The 16,982-nt window shown below is 41.7% G+C and carries 13 protein-coding genes; 8 read left to right on the top strand and 5 right to left on the bottom strand.

Translation table 11 applies throughout. The features are described 5' to 3' along the window. Nucleotides 1-22: 22 nt before the first annotated feature. On the top strand, nt 23-571 hold the full coding sequence (locus J6I44_RS13270; protein ID WP_265766632.1) for a hypothetical protein: 549 nt from the start codon (nt 23-25) through the stop codon (nt 569-571). A gap of 9 nt (nt 572-580) precedes the next feature. On the opposite strand, the gene J6I44_RS13265 is transcribed toward J6I44_RS13270, so the two are convergent. Together J6I44_RS13265 and J6I44_RS13260 are read right to left on the bottom strand one after the other, a co-directional pair. Further along, entirely contained in the window at nt 581-1,717 is a 1,137-nt protein-coding gene (locus tag J6I44_RS13265; protein WP_265766631.1) for a glycoside hydrolase family 3 protein, read from the bottom strand. A gap of 13 nt (nt 1,718-1,730) precedes the next feature. Beyond that, nucleotides 1,731-3,179: a TlpA family protein disulfide reductase gene (locus tag J6I44_RS13260; RefSeq protein ID WP_265766630.1), complete on the bottom strand. Its 1,449-nt coding sequence runs from the start codon at nt 3,177-3,179 to the stop codon at nt 1,731-1,733. Nucleotides 3,180-3,491: 312 nt separating this feature from the next. Here J6I44_RS13260 and J6I44_RS13255 point away from each other — a divergent pair, with 312 nt between their 5' ends. Further along, nucleotides 3,492-4,235, top strand: coding sequence for a tetratricopeptide repeat protein (locus J6I44_RS13255; protein WP_265766629.1), 744 nt, complete (start codon nt 3,492-3,494; stop codon nt 4,233-4,235). A 166-nt stretch (nt 4,236-4,401) separates the two neighbouring features. Here the strand turns inward: J6I44_RS13255 and J6I44_RS13250 are convergent, their stop codons facing one another. Both J6I44_RS13250 and J6I44_RS13245 read right to left on the bottom strand, forming a co-directional pair. Then, complete coding sequence (locus J6I44_RS13250; RefSeq protein ID WP_265766628.1) at nt 4,402-7,641, bottom strand: CHAT domain-containing protein; 3,240 nt, start codon at nt 7,639-7,641, stop codon at nt 4,402-4,404. A gap of 162 nt (nt 7,642-7,803) precedes the next feature. Continuing rightward, nucleotides 7,804-8,001: a hypothetical protein gene (locus tag J6I44_RS13245; protein WP_265766627.1), complete on the bottom strand. Its 198-nt coding sequence runs from the start codon at nt 7,999-8,001 to the stop codon at nt 7,804-7,806. Nucleotides 8,002-8,385: 384 nt separating this feature from the next. Here J6I44_RS13245 and J6I44_RS13240 point away from each other — a divergent pair, with 384 nt between their 5' ends. The 4 genes from J6I44_RS13240 (at nt 8,386) to acs (ending at nt 13,498) form a co-directional block, all read left to right on the top strand. Then, nucleotides 8,386-8,964: an RNA polymerase sigma factor gene (locus tag J6I44_RS13240; protein ID WP_265766626.1), complete on the top strand. Its 579-nt coding sequence runs from the start codon at nt 8,386-8,388 to the stop codon at nt 8,962-8,964. Between the two features lie 299 nt (nt 8,965-9,263). Next, a complete protein-coding gene (locus J6I44_RS13235; protein ID WP_265766625.1) occupies nt 9,264-9,524 on the top strand; it encodes a DUF4212 domain-containing protein in 261 nt (86 codons plus the stop codon). 27 nt (nt 9,525-9,551) lie between these two features. Continuing rightward, complete coding sequence (locus tag J6I44_RS13230; RefSeq protein ID WP_265766624.1) at nt 9,552-11,246, top strand: sodium:solute symporter family protein; 1,695 nt, start codon at nt 9,552-9,554, stop codon at nt 11,244-11,246. A 350-nt stretch (nt 11,247-11,596) separates the two neighbouring features. Next, a complete protein-coding gene (gene acs / locus J6I44_RS13225) occupies nt 11,597-13,498 on the top strand; it encodes an acetate--CoA ligase (RefSeq protein ID WP_265766623.1) in 1,902 nt (633 codons plus the stop codon). Between the two features lie 759 nt (nt 13,499-14,257). Here the strand turns inward: acs and J6I44_RS13220 are convergent. Continuing rightward, complete coding sequence (locus tag J6I44_RS13220) at nt 14,258-15,472, bottom strand: alanine dehydrogenase (RefSeq protein ID WP_265766622.1); 1,215 nt, start codon at nt 15,470-15,472, stop codon at nt 14,258-14,260. Nucleotides 15,473-15,617: 145 nt separating this feature from the next. Between J6I44_RS13220 and rsmA the strand changes: the two genes are divergently transcribed. Further along, nucleotides 15,618-16,394, top strand: a complete 777-nt coding sequence (gene rsmA / locus J6I44_RS13215; protein WP_265766621.1) for a 16S rRNA (adenine(1518)-N(6)/adenine(1519)-N(6))-dimethyltransferase RsmA — start codon at nt 15,618-15,620, stop codon at nt 16,392-16,394. A gap of 253 nt (nt 16,395-16,647) precedes the next feature. Beyond that, nucleotides 16,648-16,941 carry a co-chaperone GroES gene (gene groES / locus J6I44_RS13210; protein WP_142714839.1) on the top strand — a complete coding sequence of 98 codons (294 nt, stop codon included), beginning with the start codon at nt 16,648-16,650 and terminating at the stop codon, nt 16,939-16,941. Nucleotides 16,942-16,982: the final 41 nt, after the last annotated feature.

Here is a 16,982-nt window from a genome sequence, read left to right as displayed (position 1 = left end):
GACTAAATGAATGCAGCATAATATGAAAATTAATGTAACGAATATAAACGACTGGAGCTGGAGATCCTTCGTGCTTGTAATGTTTCTGTTGCTGTTACCCCCGGCAGTGGAATCCCATGAAGGCCCGCCATTCCCTATCATCATAGATCAGGAAGTGGGTCCCTATTTAGTATCAGTCTGGACCGATCCGGATATCGGCATCGGTACTTTTTTTGTGGTTTTTGATCCCAGAAAGTCAGCCACCCAATCGATGGACATCAATTCAGTACAGATTGGAGTAGCACCTACTTCTGGAAGGCTCAGTGAAAAACTTTATGACGCTGAACGTCAAGTAACAAGAAGTGTACGATATAATACGGAAGTGGAATTTGATAAGGGCGAAATGTGGAAGGTGCGGGTTGTGATAAAAGGGACAGGCTGGGAAGGAGAGCTTCACTCTGAAGTTGAAGCTACACCTGACGGAAACATTGGTCCTATTGCTGTCTTAGTGTATGCTATTCCGTTCATTGGCATTGGCATCCTCTGGTTTCGAGCTATAATGGTTCGTCGACGCAAAGAAGATGAGGAATAATATGCTATTTTAGTTTCTCTTTGTCGACAACCGGCTTTTCATTTTCATGATCCGCTGATAGGAATCATCAATACGGTTGCGTGAAATCTGGCCTTCTTCAATAAGCTCTTTAATGATGTTATGAGCTTTTGGTACTATATCGGGATCATAAACAGAATTATTAGCGAAGGATAGTACATCTACACCCGCTAAAATGGCTTGATTAATGGCTGTCTTGAGTCCATATTCCTCACGAATCGCTCCCATCATCAAATCATCTGACATCACAACCCCTTCAAACCCGAGCTCCTCGCGTAGCATGCCGGTTATTACAGCCTTGGACAGCGTGGCTGGGTAGGTCGAATCCCAGCGAGCATTAAAGATATGGGCGGTCATAATCATATCCGCCGTACCTGAGTTGATAAGCTCGCGGTAAGGGATGAGTTCTTTTTGCTCCCAGGTTTCTGTGACGTCTACAACCCCCAGATGTGAGTCCTTTTTTGAGCTGCCATGTCCGGGAAAGTGCTTCAGAACACTCAGAACGTTGAACTTATGCAGCATATTAATGTAGGCCGTTGCATGTCTGACTACTGTTTGAGGATCAGCAGAAAAACTGCGCTCTAAACTTCCAATGACCGGATTTTGTGGATTGGTATTCAGATCCACCACCGGGGCCAGGTTTACATTGATACCTAAATTAGAAAGGGATTGGCTCATCTTTTGAGTATAGTAGCGGGTACTGTCAATATTATTCAGCGTACCTAAATACTGAGCTGAAACTGAATTCGGGAACCCTCGCTCGGGTTTAAGCCGAGCCACTTTGCCGCCTTCCTGATCGATAGCAATAACAAGAGGCGTTTGAGCCCGGGATTGTAAATCTTGTGTCAACTTTTTTACCTGTTGCAGGCTGCCAATGTTACGGGCAGCTGTATCGAGGGGAACATCATAATCAAAGAGTGTAACGCCGCCAAGATGATACTGACGAATATCACGTACAATATGATTGGTGTCGGCAATGGCCATTCCCCGGAATCCTATGTTAAGCATTTGGCCGATCTTTTGGTCCAGAGATGCCTTTTCAGCTTCTTGTGAGGTATTATCCTGGCTGCAGCCGATACCTGTCAGGTTTGTAATGCATACTATTAGCAGAATGATAGTGCGCTTCATAGAATAATAGTTCTTAGGGGTTCGAAGGAGTAATTAAGCTATCTAAAACCTGGGATAGGTTAAAGGAGGGACGAACATCATTATAGCGAATGATATTACCCTCTGGGCTTACCAAAACATAAAAAGGAATGCCACCTCCCCGGTAGGTTTGGAAGGTCGGCTGCTGGAAGCTCTGTCCTCCATAAAGTTGGGGCCAGGGATTATCGAACTGTTCCAGAGCCTGTCTCCATCGCAGACTATCTTCTTCAATAGAAATAGCTACGATCTCAAATTGGTCGCGAGAATAATTTTGATAGGCTTCTCTCATATATGGAAAGGCATCGAGGCAGGGAATACACCAGCTGGCCCAGAAATCGAGGAGTACATATTTACCGCGAAAATCTTTCATCTGCACGATTTTTTCATTGGCATCGGGCAAGGCAAAAGGGATGGCAGGTTGACCGGGAGATACGCTTTTAATATCCGCATAGAACGATTCGAGGAAAGAGGTGTAGCGAGGAAAATCGGAATATTCTTCTAAGTAGTTTTGATAACTTGGCGTAGCAATATCGAGCGGCATTTCGCCAACCCGTTCAGCTACAAGATGCAGTTGGGCATAAGCCCGGGCCTTTCGTCCATCTATATATTGCAGAACTGAGGTCCGCGCAGAATCGAGCGTTGGGTACCCCAATCGTTTGATGTCGTACTGCATAAGCTGCTGGTCGTATTTCTCCTGGAGACTGTCGGCAACGCCAAAAGTATTGGCAAATGCGTTTGTAAAGTCTCTGATTCCGGCACGCTGGGCATGCAGGGACTCAAAAGAGAAAAAATTAAGTTCCCGGGCCTTCTGTAGCACCTGCTGTCGTTCTTTCTGCGTGTCAAAACCAGGATTATTTCTGTTATATGTAATGTATTCGAGGCGCTTTACCAGATACTCTCCAACGGATTGAAAGTACAGCTTTTCAAAAGGAGTTTGGCTAAAATATTGACCTGCTAATTGATAGCGTTCTTCATAAAGTGGCAATACAGAGGTGGAATCGCCTTCCCTGAAAGCTGTAATTTGTTGCGCGACCCTTTGTAATAAGGCTTGTTCTTGTTCCCAAAATTCAGCATAGGTCGTTTGCCAGGGCTTTTGATAGCCTTCAATAGCTACAAATTTAGGGAATTGACCGCGATTTATGGTTATCTTCAGCGGTTTGTCTGGTTGAATATAGAGGGGGTACGACTGTTCATTAATATGAAGCTCTACGATTTCGGCAGAATCAACCGGGATCGAAAGGGAAAATGCACCATTTTGGTTAGGTTGTAAGGGATATCTTATTTTATCCGAATATTTATAATGCAGTGGCTGTTGACTAATATAAATATCCGCCGACCCAACATAATCAATCGAACCTGACAGGGATATATCCTGTTTGTTTTTACATCCTGAAATCACCATCATAAGGGTGGTTATGGATATAATTAATTTCCAATTCTTCATTCGTAGATTCGGAATGGCTTATAATGAAAGTTGTATTAGGGTCTAAAATACGTGGATTAAATGAGATTACAACAGTTATTTTGGGAGTAAATAATATTGGATGGAATGTTTTTTTAACTTTTTTGTAACAAATCCCCTTTTTGACCACTCTTGTTTAATGAAGGGATTAAATATTTCCCTGGCAATCTAAATTTGACATGATCGCAGGAAATAATTTCGTTCTTTTGGGAGTTTAAAGGAACGTTGGATGTATAAAAGTAAAAAAGATTAACACTATCAGGATCTTTTTCCGAAAAATAAATTGGAAAAATTATGATTGAGCAACTAAATAACGAAGAATTAAAACATAAAATTGATCTCTATGTAGAGGGGCAGCTTTCTGCTCGTGAAGTTGATGAGCTTTGGGCAGAGTTAATCCAGGATGAGAGGTATATGGATTATATGAAGAGCGTGGCCAACCTTAAGGGGATTGTGGATAAGCGCAAAGAAACTGCAAAGGTTACTCCATTGTCAACCTATGTGTACTATGCAGCAGCTGCTGTGGTAGCTATTTTGGTAACGGTATTTGGCGTTATTAACTTTGCTTCCCAGTCAACGCAACAACTCATTTCTCCTGTAGATGATGTTGAACTTCAGTATTATCGTTCATCAGATGGCACACTGTCATCTGAGAACGAAGAGGATGCCGTCGAAAAAGCGATTATACTTGCTAATGAAGGTAATGATACGCAGGCTATCAACTTGCTGGAAGGTAAGCTTCAGAATGCAGCATTAGCCTCAGACAAGAAGGTTGAACTGAGCTTAACACTTGGTTCTTTATATTATAACAAAGCCGAATATAGCCAAGCGATAAAAGTCTATGGCAATGTTATTGAGCAAAATGGACAGGCAGATATTGATGTGCTATCGCTGGAGAAAGCATATTGGTATCGGGGGAATGCCTATCTGCAAAAAGAGTTGATTTCAGAAGCGCGGGCAGATATGCAAAAAGCTTACGAGCTTAACGGAGCCTATCGTCGTGTGGCAGAACGTTATCTCGATGCATTATCAGAATAAGAAATTATCACGGATTCTATCCTACTGATAGTCTAGCAGAATTTTTTAGAATAGTTCCTACGGGAGGGTGTAACTACCCTCTCTTTTTTTGCACGAAATCTCTTGAGTAGCGGCCAAGGTTATTGCTTAGTTCCCCCTTCTTTATTCCAAATAAATCTATTTGTTACTATGACTGCCCTCGCAATAATATTCCCTTTTGGTGCAAATAAGAAAGAATGACAAGTAGTAAAAAGTAGAAGATAAATGAACCGGCCATTGCAAGATTCATCGTTCTATTAGGCTCTACAATAGGGTCAGTATTACCAATCAGCATATATGGGCCCCAGAAATGAGGACTCGCATTTTTGGAAGCCAAAAAGTAGCGTTTGGTATTCTGTAATGCTTCAGCCTTGGATTTGCCCTCATTAAGCTGTTCATAAAAGTGTATAGCAAATTCAGAAGCGAGCATATCATTGACGGACCAAATATTGAGAACCAATGAATTGGCCCCGGCGTACTGTAATGCCCGACTAAAGCCCATAATTCCTGTGCCCTGAATATAGGAGCCGGAGCCGGATTTACAGGAATTTAGCATAATCATTTCATTACTTAAGTTGAGCCCAAAAAGTTCGTATGCAAAAAGTTGGTCCGTAAAATTATTTGTAGTGTTGGCGCTGTCTTCTTTACTCAAGTATATTGTTGAGAACAGGGGGTCCCGTTCCGAAACCTCGCTGTGGGTAGCCAGATGTAAAATGCGAGCCTCTGGAGCAGTACGAGAAAAGGTTGTTTTTTTACTACCTGTATTGGTAAAGGTCTGTAAATTTTGGAGGTTGCTAAGGCGATTTTTTATGGAAGTAACTTCCTCTTGAGCAAAGGGTAAGGGGACCAGGTTCTTGTTGGAATGGGTGTCAAATTCCGAAATTCCATAGCCGATGTAATTCCATTTATATTGTCGGCTTGCAGCATTTTGGTTTTCTTTATCAAAGCTATTGAGGGACGTGATATAGTGCGTTTGGTATTTTTCGATAAAGTATTGAGTGGCACCGTAACTATAAGGGTGTGGTGGCCTTTTTAGAGGAAGAATATCTACCGGTAGCTGATAGAGATAGCTGTCAGGTACTACCGTAATTTCTTTAATGCGATCCGGAATGCCTTCAACTCCTAAGAGTTCTGAAATAGCATAAAGTGAATCGAGATTAGTAGTGTGGTTGGCAACTTGCTGAACAGCATTGGTAAAAAGTTTACGCGTTTGTTTGTTAAACGGAACTTTATCAACAGATACTCCCGAACGGCTTATCCTTGCTAGGTAATAAAAATCATTGAGTTCGGTAATATGCAGGATAAGTTTCCGTGCCGATAATTTAGTCTGGATTTCTGAGATAGAAACAGAGTTGCGATCAGTCTGAGAGGAAATCTTGCGATCAAACTTTCGTTTTTGCAACTCTAATTCGTTTATACGTTGCTTAACCGTAAACTTCTTATCCTCTGGAACGGTCAAAAGGTTTTTCCGCTGTGTATTAAGGCTATTGGTAATATTTTTATACTGCGTCAGCTCCGACTCATTAAGTAAACTCGCCTTGACAAGGGGGTTCTGGTAAATAGAAGCATCATTAATGGTTTTAAGCTGATCTAAAATCGTTACGGCTTTTTCCGGTTGATTCTGCTTGAGGTGAACATTTATAGCAAGATCAAAAGCATCAAGGTATTCATCAGCAATATGCCAATATCCGCTTTGTAAATCCGTGCTGCTTTGGGCACGTTCCAATACCTGTTCAAGAGTTGGACGAAGCAGTTCCAGGGCTTCTGTGTGCTGTCCCGTTTCCTCCAGGTAGTTAGCCCTGACAGTATTAGCCTTGACGATTTGTTCAAAATCAAGATACTGTAATTGGGAGGAACTAAATTGATCAATTAGTTTTTTGGCCGTTTGCAGCCGATCCATTTTCAGATTGATCAGAGCTTTATTGACCAGGGCATCGATATAAGTAGGGTTGTTCTCTTTTTGGGGCGTCAATCCAAGAACACGATTATGCTTGACTAAAGCCTGCTCAAACTTTTTTTGTTGCTCATAAGTTTCCGCTTGTTCATTGAGTAGTTCAATAAAGTATTTCGTGTTATTCTGAGGATCTATATATTTTTTTGCCTGAGCAAAATATGACTGAGATTCCTGAAGATTGTCATTGAATTTTCGGGAAGTGGATCCTAAAGAGATATAAATGATGCCTAAATCTTCAGAGTGTTCTTTTCGTTGAGCTATGGTTAAGGCTTTATTAAGATAATCTATAGCATTTTCTCGGTCATTAAGTCTTTTGTAATAAACAAACAGGTTATTATAGATGTCTAATTCATGAGCATAATTTTCTACCTCTATTGCTTTTTCCAAAGCTTTGAACTGAAGTTCTAAATATTTGTCATACTCGCCTAGCTTCAGATAAGTGATACCCAAATTATTGTAGAGGGACGTACGATTAATACCTATCCTTTTGTCGTCAATTTCTGCTAAAACCTGTTGGTAGGTATCTCGTGCCTGGTGAAGCTTCCCAATACTGTATAAGTAAACGCCCAGCAGCTGTTTCGCACTTAATTCGGCCTTTTTATCATTCAGATATTTTGTCAGTGGAAGCAGGGAGTTTCGGATAAGTTCTAAGTTTTGGTCATAACGACCGGTCCTGTAGATCGAGTAGTCGATATAGCGATAGAATCGGAGCTTTAATGCTGAGGTTGGAAATAGGTTAGAACGAAAAACCGAACGATGGAGAGGGGTGATCTCTGCATAACGATCAAGTAAGTAAAGAGACTGTAAAAGAGTGATGCTTTTTAAATTTAAACTGCTTGGGCTACTTGCCTGAGGTTTGGGTTTCCAATTAGCTGCAATCTTTTTCAGGTAATCTTCTGAAATAAATTCCCGACGTTTTTTATCTGAAATTAGGAAAAAATGGATCAGTTGAAACGATTCGGCAGAAAGAGTATGACTTGATATCTTCTTACGCTGTAATATAGCACGGCATATAGCTTGATAATTAATAGATCCAGAATTTTGAAAGCCAAATGAGCTAACAAAATTATTATAAATTTTCTCTTTGTTGGGGATATCTGATAATAGGAGGGCAATCAGAATATTTTTAGAGCCGGTTTTAAATACTATTTTTTTTAGCTGTTTTTCTGTAGTCTCTTCGATATCACGAAAAAGATTGAGAACCTCACTGTTGGGTTCTATCTCGTTGACTTCTTTTTCAATAAAGTTCTTTATTTGCGGGTTCGATGTACTTAACTCTGTAAGTGCCCACAAATGTTCATCCAGCTTATTCCTCTCCTGGATTTGTTGAATATAGTATTGTCCCTGGGCTTTGGCCTGATCAAGTATTGGATTACTTGATGTTGACCCCGAAGCAGGTTGAAAAAAGCCAAGAAGTATGACTAATAGCCACATTGGATTAGAAGGTATAGGTGTAAATTTTACTATCTACACATTAAAAAAATATTCTATACTATTCTAATCCAACAAGTTCAATAAGTTAGGCTATCAGATATCCGCTTCTTGGCTGTTATAAGAAATTATGCCATCATCTTTGGATGACGTAAATCACGTATTTTACTCGGGTTTATCTACGATAGGTTGGACATCTTGCTCAGTACCGAAAGGATTATCTGGCTGATCGGGAGTGACCTGTTCCGTTTGAGGAGTATCAGCTTCGGGGCTTAAGCCAGCGTCAGTTACGGATGAAGCACAACCAGTAGCAAGAGCGATAATGAATGAGAGAGCGATGAGTTTCTGAGCGAAAGATTTCATAATGAGTCCTTGATTTTATTGAGGTATTTGATGTTTTATAAAAAAGTGTAATGGGGTAATTTTTTAAGCTAATAAGGCCCTGAAAGCCTATAACCATTACATTAACAAGAGTGGAAAGAAAGACAATTGTTACAAAATAATTTGAGTAAAAGTAATATTTAGTGCAAATAAGATATTATTTTCTATAAATAAGATGCCATTTTCATGACTTTAAGTTTAATGAAAACAATTATTTAAAAGATTTAGTCGGATGGGTTTTAAAATTTTTTTATCAGGTGAGATTTGGATGATTTATTAATAGTTATATATTCGAATAAGGAAATGTTTGGCTTTATTATTGGCTTAGCCGGAAAATTAGTTGGATAATTAAGATTTACACATCAATTGAGTTCTTCCAGAGTTGATTATTCCGAATTTGTATATGCCCTGAAAGAAGGTGATCAGGGTACAGTAAACAGGCTACTGAAAGAACTCACTTCAAGACTTAGAGATTATGCCAAGGTAGTATTGGGGGCAGATAAGCAAGAGGCTGAAGAATGTACACAACGAGCGCTTATCATTGTTTATGAGCAGATCTTGAAAGATAAAATTCGGAATGAAAAGCAAATTTTCAGTTACCTCATTAAGGTTTGCCGTAATGAGTATTTTTGGATGAAAAAAGACAAGTGGAACAAAGATACCGGCACTCTGGAGGATATAGAAAATTATGAGCAGCATTTGGAAGATCCCGGCCAACAGATAGAAAACTTGCAGGATGAAGATCGGCAAAAGATATTGGAAGTGTGTTTAAATAACCTCAAAAAAAAATCGAGAGCGTTTATTGAGCATATACTTGAAAATCCTGACATAACGACCAAAGAAGCCAGTGAGCATTTTGGTATTTCAGAAGCCAATGTGCGGACTAAAAAGTCACGTATTCTAAGTCGGCTGCACTACTGTTTCCAGCGGAAATGGAACAAGTAGCTGGGCATTTATGGCTTGGTATATCCCCCCAGAGACTTTTAGAAAGCGTTGAGAGATTATCAATAGTTTTGGTTTGCATATAAAACATAAAACCATTCTTATCGGGCATTGGAATGTATACATGTTTGTGCAGGAGGTTTTTATTTTATATGGTTAAAATTATTCTTATCGCTGCTTGCACTTCAGATCTATATTGTTAAGTTATAGCTTGTTTTTCAGGTTTGTAATATAACGGCTGGGCCGGCAAAGGGATCGGTGGCCAGTCGATATTTGATAAGGTATAATTAAAGGATGATGAGATGGGAAAGGAAAAGAATATGGATGAATACTGGCATGCTAATCTCCGCTATGTGGGTATTCTAACGAGTATCTGGTTTATCGTTTCGTTTGGATGTGGAATACTCCTTGTAGAGCCATTGAACAGTATCCAGATAGGAGGATTTAAACTTGGTTTCTGGTTCGCCCAGCAGGGATCAATTTATGTATTTGTCGTACTCATATTTGTCTATGTGTGGCTGATGAACAGGCTCGACAAAAAATTCGATGTACACGAAGGATAACAGGGATTAACGACAAATTTATTGGATATGGATATTCAAACATGGACATATATTCTGGTAGGGCTGACCTTTGCACTCTACATTGGCATTGCTATCTGGTCGAGAGTAGGCTCTACAAGTGATTTTTATATAGCGGGCAGTAAAGTTCCGCCCTTAGCCAATGGCATGGCGACCGCCGCAGACTGGATGTCAGCCGCATCATTTATTTCTATGGCGGGGCTCATTGCCTTTATGGGGTACGACGGCGGTGTCTATTTAATGGGGTGGACCGGTGGTTATGTGCTCTTGGCACTGCTGCTGGCCCCTTACCTGCGTAAGTTTGGAAAGTTTACCGTTCCTGATTTTATCGGCGATCGATATTATTCGAATGTGGCCCGAACGGTCGCGGTGGTCTGTGCCATCATCGTTTCTTTTACCTACGTAGCGGGACAGATGCGCGGAGTTGGTGTCGTTTTTGCCCGATTCCTGGAAGTCCCGATCAACATGGGTGTTTATATCGGGATGGTCATTGTCTTTTTCTATGCTGTGCTGGGCGGGATGAAAGGCATTACCTACACACAGGTAGCCCAGTACTGCATCCTGATCTTTGCCTATATGGTACCGGCCTTCTTTATCTCTTTTCAGCTTACGGGTAATGTTGTACCGCAGCTTGGTTTTGGAAGCACTTTAGCCGATGGATCAGGTACATTTCTATTGGAAAAGCTGAACCAGCTACACCAAGAATTAGGATTTGCAGAATATACTTCCGGGACAAAATCAACCATAGATGTCTTTGCCATTACGCTGGCTCTTATGGTTGGCACGGCGGGACTTCCGCATGTTATTGTCCGGTTTTTTACCGTGCCCAAAGTCCGTGATGCCCGTAAATCCGTAGGCTACGCACTTCTTTTTATTGCAATCCTTTATACCACAGCCCCGGCCATAGCCGCTTTTGCACGCGTAAACTTGATTGAAACCGTCTCTAACGAGCAATACGATGAAGTTCCGGCTTGGTTTACCAACTGGGAGGAGACCGGGCTGCTATCTTTCGATGACAAAGATGGCGATGGAAAAATCCAGTATGTGGCCAACGAGCAGCAGAATGAGCTTACAATCGATCAAGATATCATGGTACTGGCCAATCCGGAAATTGCCAACCTGCCCAACTGGGTGATTGCGTTGGTGGCCGCCGGTGGACTGGCAGCAGCCTTATCTACAGCCGCAGGATTGTTACTGGTTATATCGACAAGTATCTCGCATGATCTGATTAAAAAACAGATTATGCCGGAGATAACGGAAAAAGTTGAGCTGGTCTGGGCACGTATAGCGGCTGGCTTTGCCGTGGTTGTGGCAGGCTACTTTGGGATCAATCCCCCGGGATTTGTAGCGGCAACGGTAGCCCTGGCCTTTGGATTAGCGGCCGCCTCTTTCTTTCCGGCCATCTTGTTAGGTATCTTTGATAAGAAAATGAACCGGCAGGGTGCCATTACGGGTATGATTGTTGGTATTGTGCTGATGCTTTTCTATATGATCAAATACAAACTGGGAGGTTTCGGAGGCGGTACCGAAGCTGACTGGTGGTTTGGCATATCCCCCGAAGGGTTTGGGACGGTAGCTATGATCGTTAACTTAGTCGTGGCTATAACTATTTCAAGATTTACCGCCGATCCTCCTGAGGATGTTCAGGATCTGGTGGAAGAAATTCGGTATCCCGGTCCGGCCCGAGAAATAACAGACCAATAGGAAGATTCTAATGGTATGTTTATTGAGTTAAACTTAAATCAATCCTCCTGTCCTCCTTCTCCAAGGAGGAACTCATGGTCTATTTGAGTAGCATGCCTCAGTTTTTGAGCAATTCTTTAAAGTCCCTCCCCGACTGTGGTCGAGACAAGCTTTGGAGAAGAGGGATTTAGGGAGATTGACTAGAGCCTGTTACCACTATCTGCATAAGTGATTGCAAAAAAATTGCGTAGATTTTAATATTCTTTATCTTTTTTTTAGATATCAAACCTTGATTATGTCTCTAAATTATTTAACATAGTCACTGAAGGGGAATTCATTGATAATTAAAATTACGGAATTGAAATAGTATTATGCAGGAACACACAATCAGCTCGTTTGAGGAATATGAGAAGGTATATGGACAAAGTATTGAAAACCCTGAAAGTTTTTGGGCCGATTATGCCGAAACTTTTGACTGGCACAAACCCTGGGATAATGTGCACAGCGGAAGTTTTGAAGAAGGAAATGTAAAGTGGTTTGAAGGCGGAAAATTAAATATTACCGAAAATTGTCTGGATCGTCACCTGGAAGAGCGCGGTGATAAAACAGCCTTTATCTTTGAGCCCAATCAGCCGGATGGTTTAACGCGGAGCATTTCGTATAAAGAGCTCCATCAGCAAGTCTGTAAATTTGCTAATGTACTGGAATCGAAGGGCATTGAGAAAGGAGATCGGGTCGCAATTTATATGGCAATGACACCCGAGCTGACCATAGCAGCACTGGCCTGTGCCCGTGTCGGAGCCGTTCACTCGATCGTATTTGCCGGCTTTTCAGCACAGTCATTGGCAGACCGCATCCAGGATTGTGATGCCAAAATGTTGATTACCAATGATGGCTTGCGGCGCGGAAACAAGCTTGTACCCCTCAAAGAAATTTCTGACGAAGCGCTGGAAAGCTGCTCTACAGTAGAAAGTGTCATTGTTTGCCAGCATGCTGATAATGACATTGAATGGAAGGAAGGGCGTGATGAGTGGTGGCATCTATTAATACGTGAAGTTTCCAGAGAACACGAAGCCGTCGAGATGGATGCCGAAGATCCACTTTTTATTCTTTATACTTCGGGTTCAACAGGAAAGCCGAAAGGACAGGTTCATACCTGTGGCGGATATATGGTATATACCAGTTATACCTTACGAAATGTGTTCCAGGTTGATGAAGATGATATATACTGGTGTACTGCCGATGCCGGATGGATTACGGGGCACTCATATATTATTTATGGACCGTTGTTAAATGGAGTATCCGGAATCATCTTTGAAAGTACTCCCATGTATCCTGATGCCGGCCGTTTGTGGGAAGTCGTTGAAAAGTACAGTGTAACCCATTTCTATACGGCACCCACAGCTATCCGTGCTTTGATGAAGGAAGATATTGATTATGTTCGCCGTTATGATCTCAGTTCCCTCAAAGTGTTGGGGACGGTTGGAGAGCCTATCAATGAAGAAGCCTGGAACTGGTATAACGAAGAGATTGGTAATGAGGAATGCCCTATCGTGGATACCTGGTGGCAGACCGAGACCGGCGGAATAATGATTTCACCCATTGCAGGTGTTACCCCAACAAAGCCTGGATTTGCTACCCTGCCTTTACCAGGTATCAAGCCAGCACTATTAGATGATGACGGCAATGAAGTTGAAGGCAATGATGTGCAGGGCAATTTAGTGATATCCTATCCCTGGCCTGGCGTTACGCGTGGTATCTGGGGTAATCACGAGCGGTATATGGATACCTACTTTAATAAGTATCCTGGATATTATTTAACGGGTGACGGCTGTCGTCGTGATAAAGACGGATATTATCGCATTACGGGTCGTGTGGATGATGTATTGAATGTCTCTGGCCACCGATTGGGGACGGCTGAAATTGAAGATGCAATCGATGATCATCCAAAAGTCGTAGAATCAGCCGTTGTTGGATATCCACATGATGTGAAAGGTGAGGGCGTATATGCTTTTACAATCTGTGAAGAGGAAATAACGGACCCTGAAGCGTTTAAGACAGAGATCAATGATCTAATTACTAAAACAATTAGTCCAATTGCTAAAGCCGGAAAAGTTCAGGTTGTTTCGGGACTTCCAAAAACTCGGTCTGGTAAAATTATGCGCCGTATTCTGCGAAAAGTAGCTGCAGGTGATACCGACGATATGGGTGATATTTCCACCTTGTTGAACCCTGAAGTCGTTGAAGAAGTAAAGGCAGGTAAAGCATATTAAATAGCTCTTGCTAAACAAACACTGAAAGAGTTTTGAACCCTTTCAGTGTTATTATTTTTTTAGAGTGTGAGGCCGGTGCTCCTATGGGGTGCCGGCTTTTATTTTAGGAGCAATCCATCCAGATAGCCAATTAAAAAAAACGCAACGCTTATAATCACTAGAACGAGTCGAAAACGGGTCCGCATCATCACAGAGTGAAAGAGTAATCCATAAGTTAATGGTTGCCGGCCTAGCCAGTTGTAGTAATGGTGTCGATGGGCTTCACCTATGGCCATAGTAACATGCCCATGAAGAATGGTAATCATAAAAGGAACAGCAAAAAAGAGGGCTCCTGTATAGCATAGAATATTTTCGATCTCCATAAACTGAGCTACATAGAGATAAGGCCATGCAAAAAACATGATCAAGGGCAAACAAAGCAGCCAGTTAATAATGCTTATGCGCTTAAAATTCTTTTCGCTGAGTTCCGATTCCGTCAATGCTTGGGTAGCAGTTATTTGTTAATGGTTATTAGGAGCTTTTGAAATACGGGGACATATTTTGACTACGCTTCGCTGCGCTCAACATGACATCAGTCTGAGTGCAATGAGCCCCGGTTTTACATCGGGCGAATGAAGTCGAAGAGTGAATGTTCAGTTTTGCAAAGCCCACTATTAGTCTGTTAGTAGCTTGGCTAAATAATAATATTATAGTTAAGCATCAAAACCTACTGGTTAAGGTAGGCCTTTTAACAATTAACGAATAATAAGCCACGAATAACTAAATGTGGCTGGCAATAAGCATCTCGATATCACGAAAGGGCATATCAAAGATATTGGCAAGCGACTTTTTTGTAAGATGCTTCTTATACACATAGGTGCCATTACGGAGGGCCGTATTTTGCCATAAGCATTTTTTGATGCCTCCGGCATCTCCAATAGCCAAAAAGTAGGGGACCAGCACATTGTTCAGGGCATAGGTAGCAGTTCGAGCAACGTTAGAGGGGATGTTGGGTACACAGTAGTGGATAACCTCATGTTTTGTAAAAGTAGGTTTAGAATGAACGGTTGGCCGGCTGGTAGAAATACAGCCTCCCTGATCAATAACAGTATCAACAATAACGCTGCCGGGCTTCATACTGGCCACCATGGATTCTGTTACCATACAGGGAGAGCGTTCGCCCTCTTGCATCGCTGCACCAATGAGTACATCGGCATGCTGTAGCGCTGAGGAAAGGTATTGATAGTTTGCTGTGGCGGTAATGATACGGCGGTCAAGTGCATTTTCGAGGTGGCGCAGCCGTGCAAGGTCATTATCCATCACAAAAACCTGGGCCCCATATCCCAAAGCCGTTCGGGCAGCATATTCGGCCGTGATACCCGCCCCGAGGATTAAGACTGTAGCAGGAGGGATCCCCGAAATGCCGCCCAACATAATACCTGGTCCTCCTTGCCCTTTTTCAAGGTAATGTGCTCCGATCTGGACGGCCATAGAGCCCGTTATTTCATGCATCATACGCACAATCGGGAACTCCTTATCGTCACCCTTTATAAATTCAAATCCAATAGCGGTAATACATTTATCAATAAGGGTTTGGATAAACAGTTCGGTGGCGTTGCCTAAATGCAGGGCCGAGAGTAAGGTATGATTATCATCCAGAAGATCCAGTTCATCTTTGGTAGGCGGAGCCACTTTGGCAATCATTTGGGCTTTTTGGTACACTTCATCAATGCTGTAGGCAATCTCAGCGCCTGCATCCGCATATTCCTGGTCACTGAAATTAGCCTCCTCGCCTGCTCTTTGCTCAATAAAAACATCATGCCCATTGGCCTTAAGAATGGATACTCCGCCCGGCGTTAAGGATATACGTCGTTCATCATTGGAGACTTCCCTTGGGAGCCCTATCTTTAGTGAAATCTCGGATTCAGACTTCATCAGTCGTTTTTCCAGTGTCTGAATACCAATTTGTTCCGTTTGAAGGGGTTTTATATCCATAAAATGATGTTTTTGCGGATACCTTATTTCTGATAATTTAATTTACCTGACAACAGTAAGCAAAAGACAATTAAAAATGAAAAATCTAAAATTAAAATTCATAACCAGGATTTTTCATTTATAATTTTTCATTATTCATTTTACAATGAGCTTAAGACCCAAAAAAAGTTTAGGCCAACATTTTCTTACCGATCAAAATATTATCGATAAAATTGCGGATGCCATTCCCGCTACCCCGGGAAATCGTGTTATTGAAATTGGTCCCGGTACCGGCGCACTGACAGAAGCGCTGCTGCAAAGATTTGATAATCTGCTGGCTGTAGAGCTGGATGATCGTGCCATTGCACTGCTAAATAAGAAATTTGATAAACTAAAGATACACCATGGTAATGTACTGGATGTAGATTGGCAGGAACTTTCGATTGGGAAAGAGAAAACACACGTAGTTGGAAATTTGCCGTATTATATTACCAGCCAAATTTTATTTGCTCTGCTTGAACAGCGTTCTGTTCTTTCGGATGCCATTTTAATGATGCAGAAAGAAGTAGCCGAGCGGTTAGTCGCAGATATCAGAACAAAAGATTATGGAATTTTGAGTGTGCAAACACAGCTTATGAGCAGCCCCGAAATTTTGTTTCCCGTATCGCGGCACTGTTTTAAGCCTCAGCCCAATGTTGAGAGTGCGATGGTTAAGCTTACCTTCAATAAGGGTAATTTGGATTGTACCGACCAGCATTTGAAAACGGTTGTTCGGACGGCTTTTAACCAGCGGCGAAAAAAATTGAGTAATGCCTTGAAGCCCATCATCCCCAAAAAAGAATTGCCAGAGGGATTCGATTTTGACAAGCGCGCCGAGGCCTGGCTGCCTGCCGAATATGAAAAGTTGACAGCCCATTTCGAAGAGAATGGCATTTTGACCTGAAATTTCGGCTACCTTTATTTTTTTGGTTTCGTGGCTATCATTTTTTTATAAAAAAAAGGGCATCTTAGGCCCTTATAGGGCTTTTTGTAAATAAATCTTCTATCGCGAAAAAGTTTGGTATGGTCCTTGCTCCACTCTATGTCTAAACAAAGTAAATTACTTTGTACCATTTTAAAGTATTTCCAGCATTTATGATGCTGATGAGGATGAATTTCAACTTCAACTAATAACTAAAATCGTAGGAGTCATACTTATGGCTAAATCTAAAATCAAACCGTTAAGTGATCGCGTTTTGGTTCAGCCAGAACCTGCTGAAGAAAAAACCAGTTCCGGAATCATTATCCCTGATACGGCAAAAGAAAAGCCGCAAGAAGGAACGGTCGTTGCTGCAGGTCCCGGTAAAGTAGAAAACGGAACCAAGATTGATATGTCGGTTAAAGAAGGCGACAAAGTGCTTTATGGAAAGTATTCAGGCACTGAAATTACGCTGGATGGTGAGGAATATCTGATCATGCGTGAAGCCGATATTCTTGGAATCGTTTCCTAAGCATTTTTTGTACATAAAAATTTAATTGCAAACTCTTAAAA

Source organism: Fodinibius salsisoli (assembly GCF_026229185.1).
Classification (GTDB): Bacteria; Bacteroidota; Rhodothermia; order Balneolales; family Balneolaceae; genus Fodinibius; species Fodinibius salsisoli.
The sequence above is the reverse complement of the archived record's forward strand: the minus strand, read 5'-3'. Positions and strand labels throughout refer to the sequence as shown.

Excerpts from the sequence above, each read along its gene's own strand:
- J6I44_RS13245 (WP_265766627.1), bottom strand. The coding sequence starts at position 8,001 with ATGAAATCTTTCGCTCAGAAACTCATCGCTCTCTCATTCATTATCGCT.
- J6I44_RS13220 (WP_265766622.1), bottom strand. The coding sequence starts at position 15,472 with ATGGATATAAAACCCCTTCAAACGGAACAAATTGGTATTCAGACACTG.
- J6I44_RS13235 (WP_265766625.1), top strand. The coding sequence starts at position 9,264 with ATGGGAAAGGAAAAGAATATGGATGAATACTGGCATGCTAATCTCCGC.
- J6I44_RS13250 (WP_265766628.1), bottom strand. The coding sequence starts at position 7,641 with ATGTGGCTATTAGTCATACTTCTTGGCTTTTTTCAACCTGCTTCGGGG.
- groES (WP_142714839.1), top strand. The coding sequence starts at position 16,648 with ATGGCTAAATCTAAAATCAAACCGTTAAGTGATCGCGTTTTGGTTCAG.
- rsmA (WP_265766621.1), top strand. The coding sequence starts at position 15,618 with ATGAGCTTAAGACCCAAAAAAAGTTTAGGCCAACATTTTCTTACCGAT.
- J6I44_RS13270 (WP_265766632.1), top strand. The coding sequence starts at position 23 with ATGAAAATTAATGTAACGAATATAAACGACTGGAGCTGGAGATCCTTC.
- acs (WP_265766623.1), top strand. The coding sequence starts at position 11,597 with ATGCAGGAACACACAATCAGCTCGTTTGAGGAATATGAGAAGGTATAT.
- J6I44_RS13255 (WP_265766629.1), top strand. The coding sequence starts at position 3,492 with ATGATTGAGCAACTAAATAACGAAGAATTAAAACATAAAATTGATCTC.
- J6I44_RS13260 (WP_265766630.1), bottom strand. The coding sequence starts at position 3,179 with ATGAAGAATTGGAAATTAATTATATCCATAACCACCCTTATGATGGTG.
- J6I44_RS13230 (WP_265766624.1), top strand. The coding sequence starts at position 9,552 with ATGGATATTCAAACATGGACATATATTCTGGTAGGGCTGACCTTTGCA.
- J6I44_RS13265 (WP_265766631.1), bottom strand. The coding sequence starts at position 1,717 with ATGAAGCGCACTATCATTCTGCTAATAGTATGCATTACAAACCTGACA.